This window comes from Amycolatopsis pigmentata (genome assembly GCF_042684065.1).
In the GTDB taxonomy this organism is placed as follows: domain Bacteria; phylum Actinomycetota; class Actinomycetes; order Mycobacteriales; family Pseudonocardiaceae; genus Amycolatopsis_E; species Amycolatopsis_E pigmentata.
The window spans coordinates 1,000,336-1,017,905 of the sequence record NZ_JBHUKR010000004.1; the positions used below are offsets into that span (position 1 = coordinate 1,000,336).

15 protein-coding genes and 3 pseudogenes are annotated in these 17,570 nt (G+C 68.9%); 11 read left to right on the top strand and 7 right to left on the bottom strand.

The annotated features are described in order from the left end of the window. The first annotated feature begins 147 nt into the window (after positions 1-147). Positions 148-2,349, top strand: a complete 2,202-nt coding sequence (locus ACFSXZ_RS06310; protein WP_378262190.1) for an ATP-binding protein — start codon at positions 148-150, stop codon at positions 2,347-2,349. On the opposite strand, the gene ACFSXZ_RS06315 is transcribed toward ACFSXZ_RS06310, so the two are convergent. Then, positions 2,286-3,389 carry a HesA/MoeB/ThiF family protein gene (locus tag ACFSXZ_RS06315; protein WP_378262192.1) on the bottom strand — a complete coding sequence of 368 codons (1,104 nt, stop codon included), beginning with the start codon at positions 3,387-3,389 and terminating at the stop codon, positions 2,286-2,288. The two genes, ACFSXZ_RS06310 and ACFSXZ_RS06315, sit on opposite strands and share 64 nt — an antisense overlap. A 447-nt stretch (positions 3,390-3,836) precedes the next feature. Here ACFSXZ_RS06315 and ACFSXZ_RS06320 point away from each other — a divergent pair, with 447 nt between their 5' ends. The 4 genes and pseudogenes from ACFSXZ_RS06320 to ACFSXZ_RS06335 all read left to right on the top strand — a co-directional run. Further along, positions 3,837-4,703, top strand: a complete 867-nt coding sequence (locus ACFSXZ_RS06320; RefSeq protein WP_378262194.1) for a helix-turn-helix domain-containing protein — start codon at positions 3,837-3,839, stop codon at positions 4,701-4,703. Continuing rightward, positions 4,700-4,930: a DUF397 domain-containing protein gene (locus ACFSXZ_RS06325; protein ID WP_378262196.1), complete on the top strand. Its 231-nt coding sequence runs from the start codon at positions 4,700-4,702 to the stop codon at positions 4,928-4,930. The genes ACFSXZ_RS06320 and ACFSXZ_RS06325 overlap by 4 nt, the downstream gene beginning before the upstream one ends. Before the next feature lie 192 nt (positions 4,931-5,122). Further along, positions 5,123-5,185, top strand: a pseudogene (locus ACFSXZ_RS06330) (BBE domain-containing protein); the annotation flags it as partial. Positions 5,186-5,343: 158 nt separating this feature from the next. Beyond that, a pseudogene (locus ACFSXZ_RS06335) lies at positions 5,344-5,597 on the top strand (DUF6875 domain-containing protein); the annotation flags it as partial. An 81-nt stretch (positions 5,598-5,678) separates the two neighbouring features. On the opposite strand, the pseudogene ACFSXZ_RS06340 reads toward ACFSXZ_RS06335, so the two are convergent. After that, positions 5,679-6,212 (bottom strand): annotated as a pseudogene (locus tag ACFSXZ_RS06340) (AfsR/SARP family transcriptional regulator); the annotation flags it as partial. A gap of 168 nt (positions 6,213-6,380) precedes the next feature. On the opposite strand from ACFSXZ_RS06340, the gene ACFSXZ_RS06345 reads away from it, so the two are divergent. Further along, entirely contained in the window at positions 6,381-7,595 is a 1,215-nt protein-coding gene (locus ACFSXZ_RS06345; protein WP_449224267.1) for a L,D-transpeptidase, read from the top strand. A 100-nt stretch (positions 7,596-7,695) separates the two neighbouring features. Here ACFSXZ_RS06345 and ACFSXZ_RS06350 read toward each other — a convergent pair whose 3' ends face one another. Next, complete coding sequence (locus tag ACFSXZ_RS06350) at positions 7,696-8,634, bottom strand: VCBS repeat-containing protein (RefSeq protein ID WP_378262198.1); 939 nt, start codon at positions 8,632-8,634, stop codon at positions 7,696-7,698. A gap of 129 nt (positions 8,635-8,763) precedes the next feature. On the opposite strand from ACFSXZ_RS06350, the gene ACFSXZ_RS06355 reads away from it, so the two are divergent. Continuing rightward, complete coding sequence (locus ACFSXZ_RS06355) at positions 8,764-9,735, top strand: DMT family transporter (RefSeq protein ID WP_378262200.1); 972 nt, start codon at positions 8,764-8,766, stop codon at positions 9,733-9,735. 15 nt (positions 9,736-9,750) lie between these two features. On the opposite strand, the gene ACFSXZ_RS06360 is transcribed toward ACFSXZ_RS06355, so the two are convergent. Then, positions 9,751-10,518, bottom strand: a complete 768-nt coding sequence (locus ACFSXZ_RS06360; RefSeq protein ID WP_378262202.1) for a sigma 54 modulation/S30EA ribosomal C-terminal domain-containing protein — start codon at positions 10,516-10,518, stop codon at positions 9,751-9,753. 42 nt (positions 10,519-10,560) lie between these two features. Further along, positions 10,561-10,983, bottom strand: a complete 423-nt coding sequence (locus ACFSXZ_RS06365; RefSeq protein WP_378262204.1) for a CBS domain-containing protein — start codon at positions 10,981-10,983, stop codon at positions 10,561-10,563. A 205-nt stretch (positions 10,984-11,188) separates the two neighbouring features. Here ACFSXZ_RS06365 and ACFSXZ_RS06370 point away from each other — a divergent pair, with 205 nt between their 5' ends. Further along, a complete protein-coding gene (locus ACFSXZ_RS06370) occupies positions 11,189-12,067 on the top strand; it encodes an alpha/beta hydrolase (protein WP_378262206.1) in 879 nt (292 codons plus the stop codon). 6 nt (positions 12,068-12,073) lie between these two features. Here ACFSXZ_RS06370 and ACFSXZ_RS06375 read toward each other — a convergent pair whose 3' ends face one another. Next, entirely contained in the window at positions 12,074-12,442 is a 369-nt protein-coding gene (locus ACFSXZ_RS06375) for a VOC family protein (protein ID WP_378262208.1), read from the bottom strand. A 69-nt stretch (positions 12,443-12,511) separates the two neighbouring features. Between ACFSXZ_RS06375 and ACFSXZ_RS06380 the strand changes: the two genes are divergently transcribed. Then, positions 12,512-12,970: a MarR family winged helix-turn-helix transcriptional regulator gene (locus ACFSXZ_RS06380; RefSeq protein ID WP_378262210.1), complete on the top strand. Its 459-nt coding sequence runs from the start codon at positions 12,512-12,514 to the stop codon at positions 12,968-12,970. Positions 12,971-12,988: 18 nt separating this feature from the next. Here ACFSXZ_RS06380 and ACFSXZ_RS06385 read toward each other — a convergent pair whose 3' ends face one another. Further along, positions 12,989-14,167, bottom strand: a complete 1,179-nt coding sequence (locus ACFSXZ_RS06385) for a PucR family transcriptional regulator (RefSeq protein ID WP_378262212.1) — start codon at positions 14,165-14,167, stop codon at positions 12,989-12,991. A gap of 76 nt (positions 14,168-14,243) precedes the next feature. Between ACFSXZ_RS06385 and ACFSXZ_RS06390 the strand changes: the two genes are divergently transcribed. Together ACFSXZ_RS06390 and ACFSXZ_RS06395 are read left to right on the top strand one after the other, a co-directional pair. Next, positions 14,244-16,304: an acetate--CoA ligase family protein gene (locus ACFSXZ_RS06390; protein WP_378262214.1), complete on the top strand. Its 2,061-nt coding sequence runs from the start codon at positions 14,244-14,246 to the stop codon at positions 16,302-16,304. Then, on the top strand, positions 16,301-17,566 hold the full coding sequence (locus ACFSXZ_RS06395) for an alkyl sulfatase dimerization domain-containing protein (RefSeq protein ID WP_378262216.1): 1,266 nt from the start codon (positions 16,301-16,303) through the stop codon (positions 17,564-17,566). Before ACFSXZ_RS06390 ends, ACFSXZ_RS06395 begins: the two co-directional genes overlap by 4 nt. The last annotated feature ends 4 nt before the right edge of the window (positions 17,567-17,570 follow it).

The window sequence follows — 17,570 nt, forward strand, 5'->3', positions numbered from 1 at the left end:
ACGAATGCGCGGGCAGGCATGCCATCGTCACGGTCGCGTGGTGCGGTCCGGCCGTCGGCACGGGGAAGGTGTGCGCAGGTGCTCCGTGCGGGTGGTGATGGCGCCGTCGCGGTTCTCCACGCGAGCGGCTGGGTGACACTGAGGCGTGTGGCCGACAAGGCGGAGACGGGCAACGACTTCCGTGGCACTGCCGGTGGCTCCGTGGTCCAGGCGCGAACGATCGGCCACCTTGTGCTCTCGATGCCGCCGGCGGAGGGACGGCTCCCGGTGCCACGGCAGTTGCCCGCCGCGGTGCCCGATTTCACCGGTCGCACCGGGGAAACGGCGGCACTGGACTCGTTGCTGTCCGAAGACGGGCCGGCGCGCGGGGTGGCGGTGGTGGACGGAACCGCGGGGGTCGGGAAGACCGCGCTCGTGGTGCGCTGGGCACACCGGGCCCAGCATCGGTTCCCGGACGGGACGTTGTTCGTGAACCTGCGCGGTTACGGTCCGAGCGCACCATTGGCTCCTGTGCAGGTGCTGGCGGGGTTCGTGACGGCGCTCGGAGTCGCCGAGAAACGGATCCCCTCGGACCCTGACGCCCTCACCGGGCTGTACCGGTCGGTGCTGGCGCAGCGGCGGGTGCTGGTCGTGCTCGACAACGCGGGCACCACGGACCAGGTCCGTCCGTTGCTGCCCGGCGCGCCCGGATGCCTGGTGCTGGTTTCCAGCCGCGCCCGCCTGACCGGGCTGGGAGTGGCGGTGGCGGCACGGCACATCACCCTGGGTTTGTTGCCGCCGAGGGAAGCGGAAGTGCTGGTACGCGGTGTGATCGGCGCGGCGCGCGCCGACGCCGAGCCCGGCGCCGTGGCGGAGTTGATCGAGGTGTGCGCGCGGCTGCCGCTGGCGTTGCGGATCGCGGCGACCCGGCTGGCGGTTCGCCGCCATCTGGCGGTGGCCGACATCGTGGAAGACATAGCCGAGGAGACCGCGGTGAGCGGCGACGGGGACGAGGCCGATTCGGTGCGTGGCGTTTTCGACTGGTCCTATGCCCACCTACCCGGTGGACAGGCGCGAACCTTCCGGAGGCTGGGCCTGCATCCCGGGCCGGAATTCGGGGTACCCGCCGCCGCGGCGCTCACCGGCCTGCCCCAAGCCACGGCCTATCGTCACCTGGAGGCGCTGGCCGAGACGCACATGGTGGAAGTAGTGGGCCGCAAGCGATACCGGTTCCATGACCTGCTTCATACCTATGCGGCCGCCCAGTCGGCGAGCCACGACAGCGAGCGGGATCGCCGCGACGCCCTGGACCGCGTGCTCACCTGGTACGCCCGCACCGCCCTGGCCGCGGACCGGCTGGTGTTTCCCGTCCATGCCGGCATCGAGGCCGGTGTGGACGGTGCGGCGGAAATGGAGTTCGCCGACCGCGCGCGGGCGCTCGCCTGGTTGAACGCCGAGCAGACCAACCTGATGGCGGCGTTGCGGTCGGCCGTGGAATGCCGCGCCCACGGTCCGGCTCTGGGACTGGCCGGCACCGCGCGGTTCCTCGTGTTCCGCGAGCGGGCCATGTGGCCGGTGGAAGCGGAAGCGGAATCGCTGGGTATCTCCGTCGCCCGGACCTGCGGGGACCGGGCCGCCGAAGCGTTCCTGCTGGCCTGCCGGTGCGAGACGTTCTCGAATTCGGGCCGGTGGGCGGACGCGGAAGCCGACTGCGCCCGCCTGCTGGTGCTGGCCCGGGAACTGAACGACCTGGACCACCAGCAAGCGGCCTTCGCCGCGCTGGGCTTCATTCGCCTCGGCCAGGGCCGCTATCCGGAGGCCCGTGCCTGCTACCTGCGGGCCTTGCCGCTGGCCCGGCGCACCGGGGCCACGCGCTGGGAAGCGGTGGTGGAATGCAATCTCAGCGAAATCAGTGCCCGCCTCGGCGACTACGAGCGGGCCCTCGATCACGCCCACCGTGAACTCGGTCTCCGACGGCGGATCGCCGACCACGTGGGCGAGGCTTTCGCTTTGCACAACCTGGCCGTGGCGTGGCGGGAACTGGGTCAGGCGGAGGCCGGTCTCGAATGCGCCATGCGGGCCGTCGAACTGAACCGGAGCCTCGAAGGTACGGACCACCACACGGCGCTGGTGCTGGAGACCGCGGCCTCCTGCCTGGAAAGCATGGGAGACCTTTCTCGAGCGGGCCAGTACCTGCGGGACGCCTGTGCGATCCTCACCGAGTTCGGTGACCCCCGGGCCGAAACCGTCCGGGATGCCTTGCGCGGCCTGGAATCCCGCGCCGCGCCCGATGCCGGGAATGCTGTTCAGCGGGACGCCGGGCGGCAGGTCGGGCAGTCCGGATCCGGTGCGTCGGGCGCGAGCGCGTAGGCGTGCTCCAACGTGACGAGGTTGAGGCCGTACTGGCGGTTCGCGGCCAGCGCGGGTACCCCGGTGATCAGGCTCATCACCGCGTGCGCGACCCGGTACCCGGCGATACCGGCGGTCACGGCGTTGGCCGGCTGGTGCACCGTATCCGCCGAGGACTTCCACGGGGTGCGCGGCGGGAGCCCGGCGAGCCGCCGTTGTTCGGTGATCCGGGCGCAGTCGTAACACGGCCCACTGCCCGGCCGGTACAGCCCGATGGTGACCTGTGGACCGTGGTAACCGCCGTGCACCCACTTGGTACCGGTGGCGTGGCAGGCCTGGTTGGCCCACGAACGGATCTCGGCGGGACGGTCCGCGGTGACGACAAGAACGTCCGCGTCGGCCGCCAGGCGGTGCAGGGCGGCGGGGCCGTCAATGGTGAGTTCCTCACCGGTGACGGTGATGGCGGTGTTGTGGGCACGGAGCCGGTCCAGTGCCGCGTCCACCTTCCGCCTGCCCACATCGTGCTCGGTAAAGAGGATCTGCCGGTTCAGGTTGGACAGCTCGACCACGTCCGGGTCGACGCAGTGCAGGCGCCCGACGCCGGAGACCGCCAACGCCAGGGCCGCGACGCCGCCCGCCCCGCCGACGCCGATCACCACGACCCGGGCTTCGCGCAACAGCAACTGGGTGTCCCAACTGGTTTGGCGCGGAACGCGGTCCATCCACCGCAACAGCGCCCGACCGCGGCCGTAGCGCTCGCGCTCGGCCGCGGACAAAGCATCGGGTGGGCGTTCCGCGGCGTCCTCGACGTAGCCCGCCCGCACCAGCGCGTCGATGTCGGCTCGCACTCGTTCGGCGGGCTCGCCGGGGAAACGGTGGACCAGGTCGGCGACCACCTGGTCCACGGTGCGTGAGCCGTCGAGAGTCTCCAGCAGCGCCCACACCCGGCCGTCCGGGTCCGGCATATCGGCGGCGATCCCCACCACCATTCCGCCGATCCGTACCCGGTCTTCGCCGTGACGAACGGGCCGGTGCTCATTCTTGATCTTCGGACGCAACATGACGACTCCCCGTGTGATTGCTAGTTCGCCTGGTTTCCGCTGAAGGTCACCGGTTCCGTGTCGAGATCGACCTCCACGAATTCGATCACCACCATGCACCCCCCTTCTCTTTTCCCGGGTAAAACAACGGGGCGTGCGCCAGACAGCCTCGCCGCGGCACGTCGTCATCGGGCGCGGCTTGCCGGACCTGCGGCGGATCCATCAATTCCCTCTTTCGTGATCAGCGGATGCGGGTCGGCCAGAATGTTGTAGAGTGCCCCATGGGTCAAATGTATAGCTTCACATTTGGCCGTCTACTCGTGGTGCAACGTCAGGCCAACGAAGACGTACCGGGAAACCTTAGGAGGGCCAGGCGAACGTAGAAGACAACAATTGATCATAGGCGATGTTTGCGCCATTCGGGTGAGGCAGGAGCCGCCAGACCTGGGACCGGGAGGTAGCAGCTTCGTGGGCACGCTGAACCCCACCGCCATCAAGCGCTGGATCGCACTCGAGATGCGGCGGCACCGCGAAACCGCCGGTATCGACCGGGCCGCCGCGGCCGAGCGCATCGGCAAGGCCAGCACGGTCATCGCGCATATCGAGACCGCGCGGAACCTGCCGGCGCCCTCGGACGTCGAGGTGCTGCTCCAGTTCTATGGCCAACCGGAACTCGTGGCCTCCTTCCGTGAGCTGATCAAGAAGGCCAGACGCGGCAAGGACTGGTGGATCAAGTTCCACGACGCCGTTCCCGAGTCGTTCAATCTGTATCTGGGACTCGAAACCGGCGCCGCGCGGATCAGCAGTGTCGATCTCACCGTCCTGCCCGCCTTGTTCCAGACTCGTGAATACGCCTCAGCCATTCTCCGGCCACCCGGGCAACGGCTGAGCAACGAGGAAATCGAGTCCCGGATCGAACTCAGACTGGCGCGGCAGGCCGCGGTATTGGATCGAGGCGAGGACGCTCCCCAGATCTGGTCGGTCATCGACGAGGGAATTCTCCGGCGCAGAACGGGCGGCCCGGCGGTGATGCGGGCCCAGCTGGAACACCTCGCCCGGTTGTCCGAGCGGCCGAACATCGAAATCCAGGTATTGCCCTTTTCCGCGGGCGCGCATCCCGCCACCGACGGGCCCTTCACCATCCTGGACTATCCCACGGAATTCGTCGGTGACCCGGGCACCGTGTGCATCGAAAACAGGCGACAGGTCCTCTACTACGAGTCCATGGAGTCGCTGAACGACTTCAGGCGCACCTTCGAGCGCCTGCAGATACAGGCCGAACACCCTGATCGGTCCCGAGAAATGATCCTCAGTATGGCAAAGGAGATTTCGTGAACATCGAGGCTTCACGCACCACACTCGCCACCATGTCCGGCTGGCACAAATCGAGCTACAGCAATGTGAACGCCTGCGTCGAACTCAACGGCTCGCTGCCCGGCTGCGTCGGCATGCGCGACTCGAAGCTCGGTGCGGACAGCCCGATCCTGGTCTTCGAACGGCATGAGATGCGGGCGTTCCTGCTCGCCGCCAAGGACGGCGAATTCGACAACCTCCTGGCGTAGCCACGACACCGAACCCCAGAGATCCTCCAGCGCCCAGCCGTGCCCGGAAACGCCGTGGCCGGCACGGCTGGGCCGGACCCCGTGTTCCCTGAACGCGCGGACGACGACGAGCCCGCCGTGGTGCGCGCCAACCTCCGCTGGCTCGCGGAGCTGCGTGAAGCGCTGGCGTCCTACGGCGGCGAGGGGGCGTATGTGAACTTCACGGACCCGGACCTGGAGGACTGGCGTACGGCGTATTACGGCGCCAACTACCCGCGGCTGGCCAGGGGTGACGACCGGGCACTCATCCGCACCGCGGCGGAAGCCGACAACGGCGAAGTGCCCGCGGCGCATCTCCCCCACATCCGGGAAATCCTTTCCTGGGCGCGGAAATTCCTCGTTTCCGCCCACCCGATCTCGGCCGGAGCGGCCCGGTGTGCCCGTACACCCAGCCATCGCTCCACAAAGGACTGTTTCATCTCGCCTGCCTCACCGGCGCAGTTCGGCGGCCCTGGACAAGGTGCAACGCCAGGCGAAGGACTTCTTCGTCGCGGACGGCCTGATGATCGGCCAGTTCCACCCGGCCCGTGACCAGCCCGGCCTGTGGAACCCGGAGTTCAAGGCCCTGCGCGCGCCGGTACCGCTCCTCGCCGTGCGCAAACTGGTCGTGTTCGACCTGCCGTTCCTGATGGACAGGGCCGCGCACGCCGAAAGCTACCTCCGGGTCTTCGCCCCGGACATCCCGCCCGCATTCGTGCCCAGCTCGTTCCAGCCTGGCGACTTCGGCGTCGAGGACCGGAACACCACCGAACTCCCCGTAGGCGGTGCCCCGCCACAGGCCCAGGGCCGTGGCCAGCAGTTCGCTCGCGACCTCGGTCGCCCCGCCGTCCAAGGCGCGCCGCCCCGCGACGGCCAGTCGCTCGAACCGCGTCGCGTCGACCATGTCCGGTCCCGCCGCCAAGAGGTAACCGGGCGGACGAGTGACCAGCAGGTCCGATGCCAGGGATTTCCGCAGGCGTGACATGTAGGTGCGCACGGTCCGTTCGGCGCCCGGCGGCGCATGGTGGCCCCACAGGGCGTCCACGAATGCCGCGACGCTGACCACTTGGCCGGCACCGGCGACCAGCAACGCCAGCGCCGTCCACAGCCTCGGCCCGCCGAGGTCGGCCGGCTCACCGCCGGCCAGCACCTCTAGCGGGCCCAGAACCCGGAATTCGACGCCGCTCACGCCCGGCGCGCGGGGAGCTTCTGGCACCACAACTCCAAGGAGCACCGGACCCCCGCGGCTGATACGTGAGGTCACCTGGACGGTTCCGGGCCGATCGGAGCAGCCGGATCGGACGGTGACCCCGCGTGCACGGCGGCCGGGCCGGGCGGCGACACGCTCCCCCGGGTGGCTGCAAGTTCTCGACGGCGCACGAATACCCTAGGGCCAGTGCACCACCCTGCATCCTCGTGCGTCAGGACTTTCATGCGGACATCGAGAAGAACTTCGCTGCGCCTCTCCGCCACGATGCCCCGCGCCCGTAAGTTCGGGCTGCTCGCGGGCACGGCGGCGCTTGTGCTCAGCGCCTGTACCACCACCGTCCAAGGCAACGCCGGCGGCCCCGGGGATCCGGCCGCCGTGCCTCCGGTCGCGCAGGTCAGCATCGAGCCCGCGGCGAAGACCGACGTCAACCCGAAGACACCCATCGTGGTCAAGGTGGCGAAGGGCAAGCTCACCACGGTCACCGTGACCAACACGGCCAAGGGCAGCACGGTCAAGGGTGCGCTCGCCGCCGACGGCACGTCCTGGACCTCCAGTGATGTGCTCGGTTACGGCTCCACCTACGACGTGGTCGCCGACGCCGTCGGCACCGACAACAAACCGGTGGAACAGAAGAGCAGCGTGAAGACCGTGACGCCGACGGCCCAGGCCTTCCCGGCGCTGACCCCGGCTCCCCCCGGTGCCGGCGCGACCTTCGGCGTGGGCCAGATCGTCGGCGTCTCCTTCGACCACAAGATCACCAACCGGGCGGCGGTCGAGCAGGCGATCAAGGTGACCACGACACCCGAGCAGCCGGGCGCCTGGCACTGGATCGACGACCGGACACTGCACTACCGCGGGCCGAACTACTGGCAGGCCAACACCACGATCAAGCTCGACGTCAATCTCTACGGCGTCGACCTCGGTTCCGGCGTGTACGGCCAGACCGACCGGTCCGCCACCTACCGCATCCACGACTCGTGGATCGCCAAGGCCGACGGCGCGACCGACCAGATGCAGATCCTGCACAACGGCGCGGTCACGGGCACGATGCCGATCAGCATCGGCAAGGACGAGACCCCCACGCACTCCGGTCCGCACGTGATCTCGGACAAGCAGCAGCAGGTCATCATGGACTCCTGCACCTACGGCGTCTGCCCGCCCGACCCCAAGGCCTACCGGTCGACCGAGTTCTGGGCGGAACGGATCTCCAACGACGGCGAATTCGTCCACGAGAACCCGAACACGGTGAACCAGCAGGGCAGCACCAACGTTTCCCACGGTTGCATCAACCTCAGCCCGGAAAACGCGCAGGCCTTCTTCAACCAGTTCGGCCTCGGCGACGTCGTGGAGGTCACGAACACGCCCGGACCGATCCTGCCGATCTACGACACCTACGGCGACTGGGAACTCAACTGGCAGCAGTGGCAGGCCCACTGACCCGAGTTGTTTCACCGGCACCACCGGGGGTGACCATGGTCATGGTCACCCCCGGTCCTTGTGCGGGGTCGGCACCGACAGGATTTCAGTGCCGGTGATCTCAGTGGAATGCCGCCGGAATGTCCCCGGCGACGCCCCATTGCTGCGTGGTCACCGCGCCGGTCACACCGTCCTTGACGTACCAGACCCCGTTGCCAGGACGCCAGACCACGTAGTCGTTCCGGCCGTCGCCGGTGAAGTCACCGCCGACCGGAACGTCGCCCGAAACACCCCACTGCTGCGTGGTCACCGCCCCGTTCGCACTGTTCTTGACATACCAGACCCCGTTGCTGGGACGCCAAACCACATAGTCGCTGCGGCCGTCCCCGGTGAAGCTGGCGCTGACCGGTATCGAGTCGTTGACCGGGACATCGCCCGCGACACCCCACTGCTGCGTGGTCACCGCCCCGGTCACGCCGTCCTTGACGTACCAGACCCCGTTGCTGGGACGCCAAACCACGTAGTCACTGCGGCCGTCCCCGGTGAAATCACCGGAAACCGGGATATCGCCCGCGACGCCCCACTGTTGCGTGGTCACCGCGCCCGTGACGCTGTCCCTGACGTACCAGACCCCGTTGCTGGGGCGCCAGACGACGTAGTCGTTGCGGCCGTGCATCGTGAAGTCGGCCGCGACGGGAATGTCGCCGGAGGCCCCCCACTGCTGCGTGGTCACGGCTCCGGTCACGCGGTTCTTGACGTACCAGACCCCGTTGCTGGGACGCCAGACCACGTAGTCACTGCGGCCGTCCCCGGTGAAATCACCGGAAACCGGGATATCGCCCGCGACACCCCACTGCTGGGTGATCACGCCCCCGGTGGCGCTGTTGCGGTCGTACCAGACACCGTTGCCGGGTCTGAAAACGACGTAGTCGTTCTGGACGATGCGTGGCTGCGGCCCCTTGGCGACGGCCGCCTCCCCGGCCGTCGCGACGGTGGCCGTGCCGAACAGCGCGGCCGCGGCCAAAGTGGACACGAGAAGGACCTTCCCTGGCTTCACCATGATTCTCCCCTACGGTAAGCGTTACGGACAAACGCGAGAAGTGTCGCAGTTCCATCGCCGTAGCGGGATCGCTTGGTCGTGTGACACCCAGCGGTGAACGACCGTTGTGGTGGTCTATGGTTTCTTCAAGTGCCCGTAATTGACGGAAAACCGGCAGGCCCCCCTCGACCGGGCCCACGACATCTCATCGCCGTCGGCGCGGCGTTGTCGGCCGGTTTCGGCCTGGCCGTCCAATCGCGGTTGAACGGCGAACTCGGCGCGCGGCTCGGTGACGGGATCGCGGCTTCCCTGGACACCACGGCCATGGGCCTGACGGCGTTGCTCGTCGCCGTGCCCGCCTTTCCCGCCGGGCGGCGCGGATTACGACGTGCACGCTCGGCGGTGCGCGCCGGAGATCTTCGATGGTGGCACTTCTGCGGCGGCCTCGGTGGCGCGCTTCTGGTGGCAGGCCAGGGAATCAGCGTTCGCGAACTGGGAGTCGCGGTGTTCACCGTGGCGGTCGTCGGTGGCACCGCGGCGGGCGGCATCGTGGCGGACTGGCGCGGCCTGGGCCCGGGCGGCCCGCGTGCGGTCACCCCAGCCCGCTTTGGCGGTGCCCTGCTCTGCGTTGCCGCGGTCGCCATCTCCGGTTCCGGGCGGCTGGGCGCGCAGGGCGCGTTGGGCCTGGTGGCGTTGCCTGTCCTCGCCGGATTCGCGGTGGCGATCCAGTCGGGGCTGAACGCCCGGGTCGCCTTGGCCGCGGGTTCGCCCTGGCCGGCCACAGTGATCAACTTCGTGGTGGCCTGGTTCGCCCTGGCCCTGGCCGCGGCGATCGAGTGGGCCGTACGAGGTTTCCCGGGCTGGCGGCCGGACGGTGTTTCCTGGCTCTACTCGGCCGGATTCCTCGGGATCGCCGTGATCGCGGTGACCACGGCGGTCGTGCGGCGCGTCGGCGTCCTCGTCTTCGGCTTGGCCGCCGTCACCGGTCAGCTCCTGGGCGCCGCGGCGATCGACCTCGTCGTCCCCGGGCCCCGGCCCACGGGCTCGACGATGATCGGGATCGGGATCACCATCGTCGCGGTGCTCATCGCGGCACGTCCTCCGGGCCCACGATCCGGATAGTCCTTTGTGGACTTCTCACGGGATCTTTTCGGCGGGGGGCGTGATAAGTCCGTAGTGGCCGTCGTAACGACGGTAGAGCACAGCACCCCGGTCGCGTCCGGTGTCGACGAAGAACAGGAACGGCACGTCCGCTTCATTCGACCGGACGACCGCCTCCTCGACGGTCAATCGTGGCGCCGGTTCCGTGCCGACCGTCAACGGCAGCCGGGTCGCGCCGAACTCGCCGGGGCCGGGAGGCGCAACCAACGTCAACCGGTAGCCGGTCGTGTCCGCCAGGACGAGTACCGCGTCCTGTCCCGTCGTCGCCTCGACGAACAGATGGAAGTCGTAGTCGAGAAGACCCATCTCGCGCGCCGCTTCCTCGACGGTGCAGCGACGGAGCGCGCACGACTTGCGGCGAACGACCCTTCGCTCGGTCTCCGGCCGGTGGTACCACCGATGCGAGCGCGGCGGAGCGCCTTCGGGCCGCGACCCGCGCCGGGCGCACAGTTGACACCGCAGGCGCTCCTCCAGACGGTCGACCGCTTCCCACGAATTCCCGCCTTCGGCCTGAGCCCGCATCGGAACGCCGTCCACGAACAGGTTGGCCTGCGCCACGACCGCCCACGGCACCTCGGGTTTGCCGTGCCGCGACAACCGCACCCGCACCGACGGAACCGGACGCCGTGCCGAACGGACCAGGGCGCCGATCCTGTCACGCGCGTAGTCCGCCACCTCCGGCAGCGCACCGTCGTGCGTGACCACGCGGATCTCCACCACGGCCGCCGGCTGAGCGGCGTTCACGCCTTTCCCCTTCCACGAACCGGAGACTTCTTCCCTCCGGCGTCACGCGTTCTGCGCGCAGACCGCTTCCACGAAACGCCCGATGGTCTGCTCCGGGAGATGACGGGCGACGTCGGCTTCACTGATCATGCCCACCAGCCGCTTCTTTTCGAGCACCGGCACCCGTCGAACCTGGTGCTCTTCCATCACGGACAGCACGTCGGTGATGTCGGCGTCGGTCCGCACCACGTACGGCGCGCCCTGGGCCAGTTCCGCCGCGGTCATCTTGCGCGGGTCCTTCCCGGCCGCGAGGCATTTGATCACGATGTCGCGGTCGGTGATGATGCCGTGCAGCCGGTCGTCGTCACCGCAGATCGGCAGCGCGCCCACGCCGAGGTCGCGCATCTGCTTGGCGGCGGATTCCAGCGTCTCGTGCTCCCCGATACACGTGGCGCCGACATGCATGATGTCCCGAGCAGTAGTCACAGCCAGCCTCCTCTGCCAGTCCGAACTCAGCCGGTTTCAACGCTGAACCCGCAGCATCCCTCCGGCCCCTCGGCGCCGAAAAGAGCCGAAGGTCCTCGGTCCCGATGACCGGACCGCGGTCATCACCTGCGATTTGAATACCTGCGCGATCGGATTTACGGAAAACGCCCCACAGGCTGACACCAGTTCGGCATGATTTCCCGACATGAGCGATGACAATGTGACCTTCGCCTTGGTGACCGGTGCGGGCGCGACCTCCTTTCTGTGGCATCCGATGGTGACCGAACTGGTGCTCCGCGGGCATCGCGCGCTGCCCGTGGAACTGCCCGGGCACGGTTTCGACACCGTGTTCCCGGACGGCTTCGGAGATCCCCGCGAGGACGCACGATTCGCCACCTCGCCGTCACCATTGGCGAAATTCACCTTGGACGACTATGTCGACCACACCCTCGGCGTTCTCCGGCGGGCCGCCGGCCACGGGCCGGTCGTCCTCGTCGGTCACAGCCTCGGCGGAAGCACGGTGACCCTGGTCGCCAACTCGGCGCCTGAACTGGTGGCCAGGGTGGTGTATCTGAGCGCGTACTGCTGCGTGGACGTGCCTTCGGTCACCGCCTACGCGCCGAGCCAGCCGCCTCAGGACAGCCCGCTCGGGAGAGCGCGGCGGTTGGCTTTCGCCGGGAACCCGGCCGCGATCGGGGCCCTGCGGATGAACGTGCGCACCGGGGACCCCGAGGTGATCGCGGCACAGCATGCCCTGCTCATGGCCGACCTCGATCCCGCTCACGTACCGGCCGTACTCGCCTACGCCCTGCAACCGGACGAGCCGATCCAGGCGATCGCCGGTCAGGCCCAGGTCGAGGAACGGACGTGGGGCGGATTGCCCCGCACCTACATCCGCACCACCGAAGACGAGGTCATTCCCCTCGAAGTCCAGGACCGGATGATCGCCGAAGCGGACCGGTTGACTCCCGGAAACCCGTTCACGGTGCACACCGTCGCCGGGAGTCATTTCTCCCCGATCACGCGTGCCGCCGAGATCGCCGACATCCTCGTCGCCGGGGAGCCTCAGCAGGTCACGCGATAGCGTCGATCAGGCGCGGTCGTGGAGAGTGACCTGGTAGCCGTCGGGGTCGGCGAAGGTGAAGGTCCTGCCGAACGGGCCGTCGATCGGCGCGGAGACGATGGTGTGGCCGTCGGCGACGAGAGCGTCGTGAATGGACTGGACATCTGTGGCGTGGAGCCAGATCGCGGCGCCGATGCCGGGCTGGGCGACGGAGGCGAGATCAGTGCCGGGAACGACATCGCGGAGCGCGAACGCGATCGGCTTCGTCTCGAAGACGACGGCGTGCGGAGGTCCGGCCTGCGAGCGGACGAGGCCGAGGTAGCGCTCGTAGAACGCCTGTGAGGCGTCGAGGTCGCGCGCTTGGAGCGAGATGAAGTCGGGGCCGGTGGCGGGCATGATGATGCTCCTTCTTTCCAACGTCGTGTCAGTCTTCTGACACGGGCCAATCTATGTCAGAATACTGACATGAGTCAAGACGGTGCCGGCGTCGACCTGGAGACGTCACTGGGCTATCTGCTGAAAGAGGCGTCGAGCGTGCTCCGCGCGGCCATGGAGGAGGTGCTGCGGCCGCTCGGGATGACCGTGACGCACTACTCCTGCCTCGAACTGCTCGCTCAACGGCCTGGCTTGTCGAACTCCGAGCTCGCCCGGGGCGCGTTCGTGACACGGCAGTCGATGAACGTGGTGCTCCAGGGCCTGGAAAAAGAGGGCTACGTGACCAGGCCGGCGGAGGCGCCCGTCGGGAAGGTTCTTCCCACGCGGCTCACGCCCCGCGGCCGACGGAGGCTCGAGAAGGCGTCCGCGGCGGTCCGGTCCGTCGAGATCAAAATGCTGTCCGGCATGACCGGGCCCGAGCAGTCGGAAGCGTTCCGGATCCTCAAGAGCATGATCCATTCCCTGCGCGATGCCGACCACGGCGCCTAGCTCGTTTCCCGGGCGCGGTCAGGACTCCGGAAGCGCGAGGGCGGCGCCGAGGATCATCAAGCCCCGCGCGGTACGCGGGTTCGCCGCGGTGAGCGCGGCGATCCGCGACAGACGGTTGTCGACGGTGTTGGGATGGACGTGGAGCCGCCGGGCGGTTTCCCGGCGGTTGAAGTCGTTCGCGAAGTAGGCGGTCAGCGTGTCCATCAGGTCGGGTTCGCCACGCAGCCGATCGGCGATGGAAAGCAGTTGGGGCGCCGCGTCGCTTTCGTGGGAGAGCTGATATTCGAAAAGGTGGTCGTCGAGAATCGCGACCTGACCGGGTGCCGCCAGCCGGAGCAGTTTCCGCGCCCGCTCGGTGACGGCCGGGATGGACGCGATGTCCGGAGCGACCGCGTAGCCGCCGGTGATCTCGATACCGATGCGATCGCGAAGCCTCGGGATCGCCTCGCGCACCGTCGCGAGATCCCGTTCGGCATGTCCGGGGGTGGCGGGGAAGAGGACCAGACCACCATCGGGATTCAGCGACGCGAGCACGTCGTCACGCAGTTCCCGGCGCAGGTGGCCGGTGAGCTGGTGCACCTTGCGGTGACCGGCGAGGCGGCGGCCGACGGTGTCGCCGACCGATTCGGCGGGATGGTCCGCGAACGCGAGCGCGAGCACCGCGTAGGCCTCGACGAGACGGATTTCGTACCGTGCGGCGAATTCGGCCGCCGGTTCGCCCGTCACCAGCGCTCGCACCACCTCCCGCATGGCTTCGCGTTCCTCGCTGTGCGCGGCCTGGGACTCTTCCTGATGCGCCTGGACGCCCACATACGCCAGGCGGTGCACACAACGCAGGAGCGTCCCGGCCGCGTCCGGCGGCAGGTCGCCATCAGTAACTTGTGACAGCTCCTCCCAGATCGCCTCGGCGATGAAGAAGTACGCCTGCAGGAGTTCGGCGACCGGCAGCCCCTCCGCACCGCGCTCTCCGGCGCGTTCGGAGAACAGGCGCAGTTCGTCCACTCCCGGCTCGCGTTGTTCGCGAACCATGCGCACGTAGAGCCGCACGGCCTCACGACACGTATGCGCCATGTGCCGGTAGAGGTGTTCCGGCACCACGCCACGGTAATGCGGCGAGGCTGCGGCATAAGCGTGCAGTGCCCGGTCCGCGACAGCCTGCATGCGCCGTTCCAGCCGGTCCCACGGTCGTTGTGACATGTCACAACAGCCTACGGGGAAACTGTGGGCAAAGAACGCTATCCCGGAACCCCGCATCTCCACGACAGTCGAAGCTGTGTCCACGACGATTCCCGGTGCCCCCCGTTGCGAACCGCTGTTCCGGCCGAAGTCGATCGCCGTGGTCGGTGTGTCGGCCACCTCGGATCGGTCCTGGGGGCGGATGACGGTACGACGGCTGGTGGAAGGCGGCTACCGCGGCGAAGTGACCGCCGTGGCCCGCCAAGGACTCGTTCTGCCGGGAGTCCGCGTCGTCGGTTCCCTGGACGAGATCGGTTACGGACCGGATCTGGTGGTGCTGGCCACGCCCGCGGCCACGGTGCCGGGATTGTTGCGCCAGGCACGGGAAATCGGTGCGGGCTCGGCGGTCGTCTACGCCGCCGGGTTCGCCGAAGGCGGCAACGAAGCCTTGCAGGACGAGTTGCGCGCGGCGGCCGGGCCGATGCCCGTGCTCGGCCCGAACTGCCTGGGCGTGGTCAGCCGTGCGGCGGCGGTGCAGGTGTCCACGACCAGATTCCTCGACCGCGCACGGCCCGATCCGGGACCGGTCGCGATCGTGACGCAGAGCGGCGCGATGGGCTTCGTGCTCGCCGACCTGCTGGAGCAGGCCGGACTCGGGTACTCCTACTACGCCAGCGTCGGCAACGAGGCTTGCCTCTCCGTCGGTGAGCTGGGCGCCTATCTGCTGGACCAGCCGGACGTCGAGGTGCTCGTGCTCTACCTCGAAGGCGTCCGCGACGCCAACGGACTGCGGGAACTGGGGCGGCGAGCACGACAGGCCGGAAAGGCCGTGGTGGCACTGACCGTCGGAAGGAGTGCGGCGGGACGGCGTGCCGCGCTTTCCCACACCGCCGCCGTCGCCGGGGATCATCTGCTGCTGGCCTCGTTGTGCCGTCAGGAAGGCATCCACCTGGTTACCGACGACGAAGAACTCGTCGACGCGGTGCTGAGCGCCCGCAAACGAGTGAGCCTGCCGCCCGCGCCCCGGCTCGCGGTGCTGACGATGTCCGGTGGCGCGGCCGGAGTGCTCGCGGATTCCCTCGCCACGATCGGGGCCCGCATCCCGCCGCTGGCCGAGGAAACCCGTGCCCGCCTGGCGGAGATCGGTGGTGTCGAAGCCACCGACGCCAACCCGGTGGACCTGGGCGGCAACTTCGACCGCTGGCTCGACCGGATCGCCGGCCTGCTCGGCGCGCTCGACGCCGATCCCGGCATTGACGGCATCGTGCTGTACCTGACCTTCGGCGATTCCTTTTTGGACGCCTACCGCGCGCTCGCCGGGACCATCGGTGAACTGTCCACACCGGCCTGGTTCGTGTGGGCGTGCGCGCCGCCGGGCGAACTCGCGCGGCTTGGCCGCCCGGAAACGGTTTTGCCGAGTATCGGCGCATTGCGGCGGCGGCTGCGCGCGCTCCTGCCCGACCGGGTCCCGGCGCCCCGGCCGGCGCCGGAGACGGACGGCACGAGCACCGATCGTCGCGTGGCTTCGGAACTGACCGCTGCCCCGGTGTTGGCCCGAGCCGGAATCCCCCATGTGGACACCGTGGCCGCTCTAGACGCCGAGACGCTGGTCGAAGCCGTGCGACAGTCCGGATGGAGCGGGCCGTACGTGCTCAAGGGAGACGCCGCGGACGTCCCGCACCGCGCCCGGTGCGGTCTGGTACGGATCGGCGTGACCGAGGCCGAGTTGCCCGCGGCCGCGACGGTGCTCGCCGAAGCGCTGGACCGGCATTCCGCCGATCCGGACCGTGCGCTGGCCGCGCAACCGTTGCTGCCGCACAGCGCGGAAGTGGCCTTGGGCGCGACTCGTGACCCGGTCTACGGAACCGCGGTGCTGCTCGGTGCGGGCGGGGACCGCGCCGAAGATCCGCAAGCCCCGCGCCGGGCGCTGCTGCTCCCCGCCACCGGCGCGCAGATCACCGAACTCGCCGGCTGGGCCGAGTCCGTGCTCGGCGCTCCGGCCCCGGCCACCCGGTCCGCGTTGACCGCGCTGATCGGGTTGCTCACCACCGATCCGGACATCGCCGAAGTCGACCTGAATCCGTTGTGTGTCACCGGCGACGCACTGGTCGCCGTCGACGCGCTGATCACCTATGCCCATCAGGGAGGGAACCCGTGACCGAACTGCTCGATTACGCCGACCGCGTCTGGCGCGGTGAGGCCGACACCGGCTTCTTCCACACAGGACGGTTGCGAAAGGACGGTCTGCACGAGATCGCCGAAGGCGTCTGGATGTGGCCCGCGTTCGGCAATGTCTACCTGTTCCCCACCTCGGACGGACTGTTCTCCTTCGACGCCGGAGAGAAGCGCACCGCGAAGGATCTCTTCGCCGCCACCCGCGCCCGCACGGACGCGCCACTGCATACGGCGGTGTATTCCCACGGCCATCTCGACCACGTCTTCGGCACCGAGCCGTTCGACGCCGAGGCCGCCGAGCGCGGATCGAGGCGCCCCACCGTGATCGCCCACGAAAACACTCCGGCACGGTTCCGCCGCTACGCCGCCACTGCCGGCTACAACACGGTGATCAACGAGCGGCAGTTTCAGGTGCCCGTGCGCTGGCCCGCGAACTACCGCTACCCGGACCTGACCTATCGCGACACCACCACGCTGCGGGTCGGCGAACTGGACGTGCTCTTGCGGCACGGACGCGGCGAGACGGACGACGCGACGATCGCGTGGCTGCCGGACCGGCGCATCCTGTGCTGCGGCGACTTCTTCATCTGGTCCTCTCCCAATGCCGGCAACCCGCAGAAGGTCCAGCGTTATGCCGCTGAATGGGCGGAGGCGCTGACGTGGATGGCGAGCCTGGGCGCCGAACTTCTCCTGCCGGGCCACGGGGTGCCGGTCGTCGGCGCCGAACGGGTGCGCGCCGCGCTCACCGACACCGCCGAGTTCCTGCGGACACTGCACGACCAGACGGTCGACGCGATGAACGCCGGTGCCACCCTCGACGAAGTCGTGCACGGCGTCACCGCCCCGGCCGAGCTCCTGGCCAAGCCGTACCTGAAACCGTCCTACGACGAGCCGGAATTCGTGGCCCGCAACGTGTGGCGGCTCTACGGCGGTTGGTATGACGGCAATCCCGCCAACCTCAAACCCGCCCGCACCGCCGATCTCTCCCGGGAAATCGCCGCGCTGGCCGGTGGTTCCGCGCGGCTCGCGGCCCGTGCCCGCGAACTGCTGGCCGCCGGGGAACTCCGGCTGGCCGGGCATTTCGCCCAGCTCGCCACCGACGCCGACCCGGCGGACACCGAGGCTCACCGCGCACGCGCGGAGGTCTTCGAGGCACTGGAGAAGGCCGCCACTTCCACCATGGCCAAGGGCGTCTATTCCTGGGCCGTCGCCGAATCCCGCGCCGCACTCGAGTCGGCGTCCTAACTGT

Coding starts and splice junctions, on each gene's coding strand:
- ACFSXZ_RS06315 (WP_378262192.1), bottom strand. CDS start 3,389: ATGTTGCGTCCGAAGATCAAGAATGAGCACCGGCCCGTTCGTCACGGC.
- ACFSXZ_RS06345 (WP_449224267.1), top strand. CDS start 6,381: ATGCGGACATCGAGAAGAACTTCGCTGCGCCTCTCCGCCACGATGCCC.
- ACFSXZ_RS06350 (WP_378262198.1), bottom strand. CDS start 8,634: ATGGTGAAGCCAGGGAAGGTCCTTCTCGTGTCCACTTTGGCCGCGGCC.
- ACFSXZ_RS06370 (WP_378262206.1), top strand. CDS start 11,189: ATGAGCGATGACAATGTGACCTTCGCCTTGGTGACCGGTGCGGGCGCG.
- ACFSXZ_RS06375 (WP_378262208.1), bottom strand. CDS start 12,442: ATGCCCGCCACCGGCCCCGACTTCATCTCGCTCCAAGCGCGCGACCTC.
- ACFSXZ_RS06380 (WP_378262210.1), top strand. CDS start 12,512: ATGAGTCAAGACGGTGCCGGCGTCGACCTGGAGACGTCACTGGGCTAT.
- ACFSXZ_RS06385 (WP_378262212.1), bottom strand. CDS start 14,167: ATGTCACAACGACCGTGGGACCGGCTGGAACGGCGCATGCAGGCTGTC.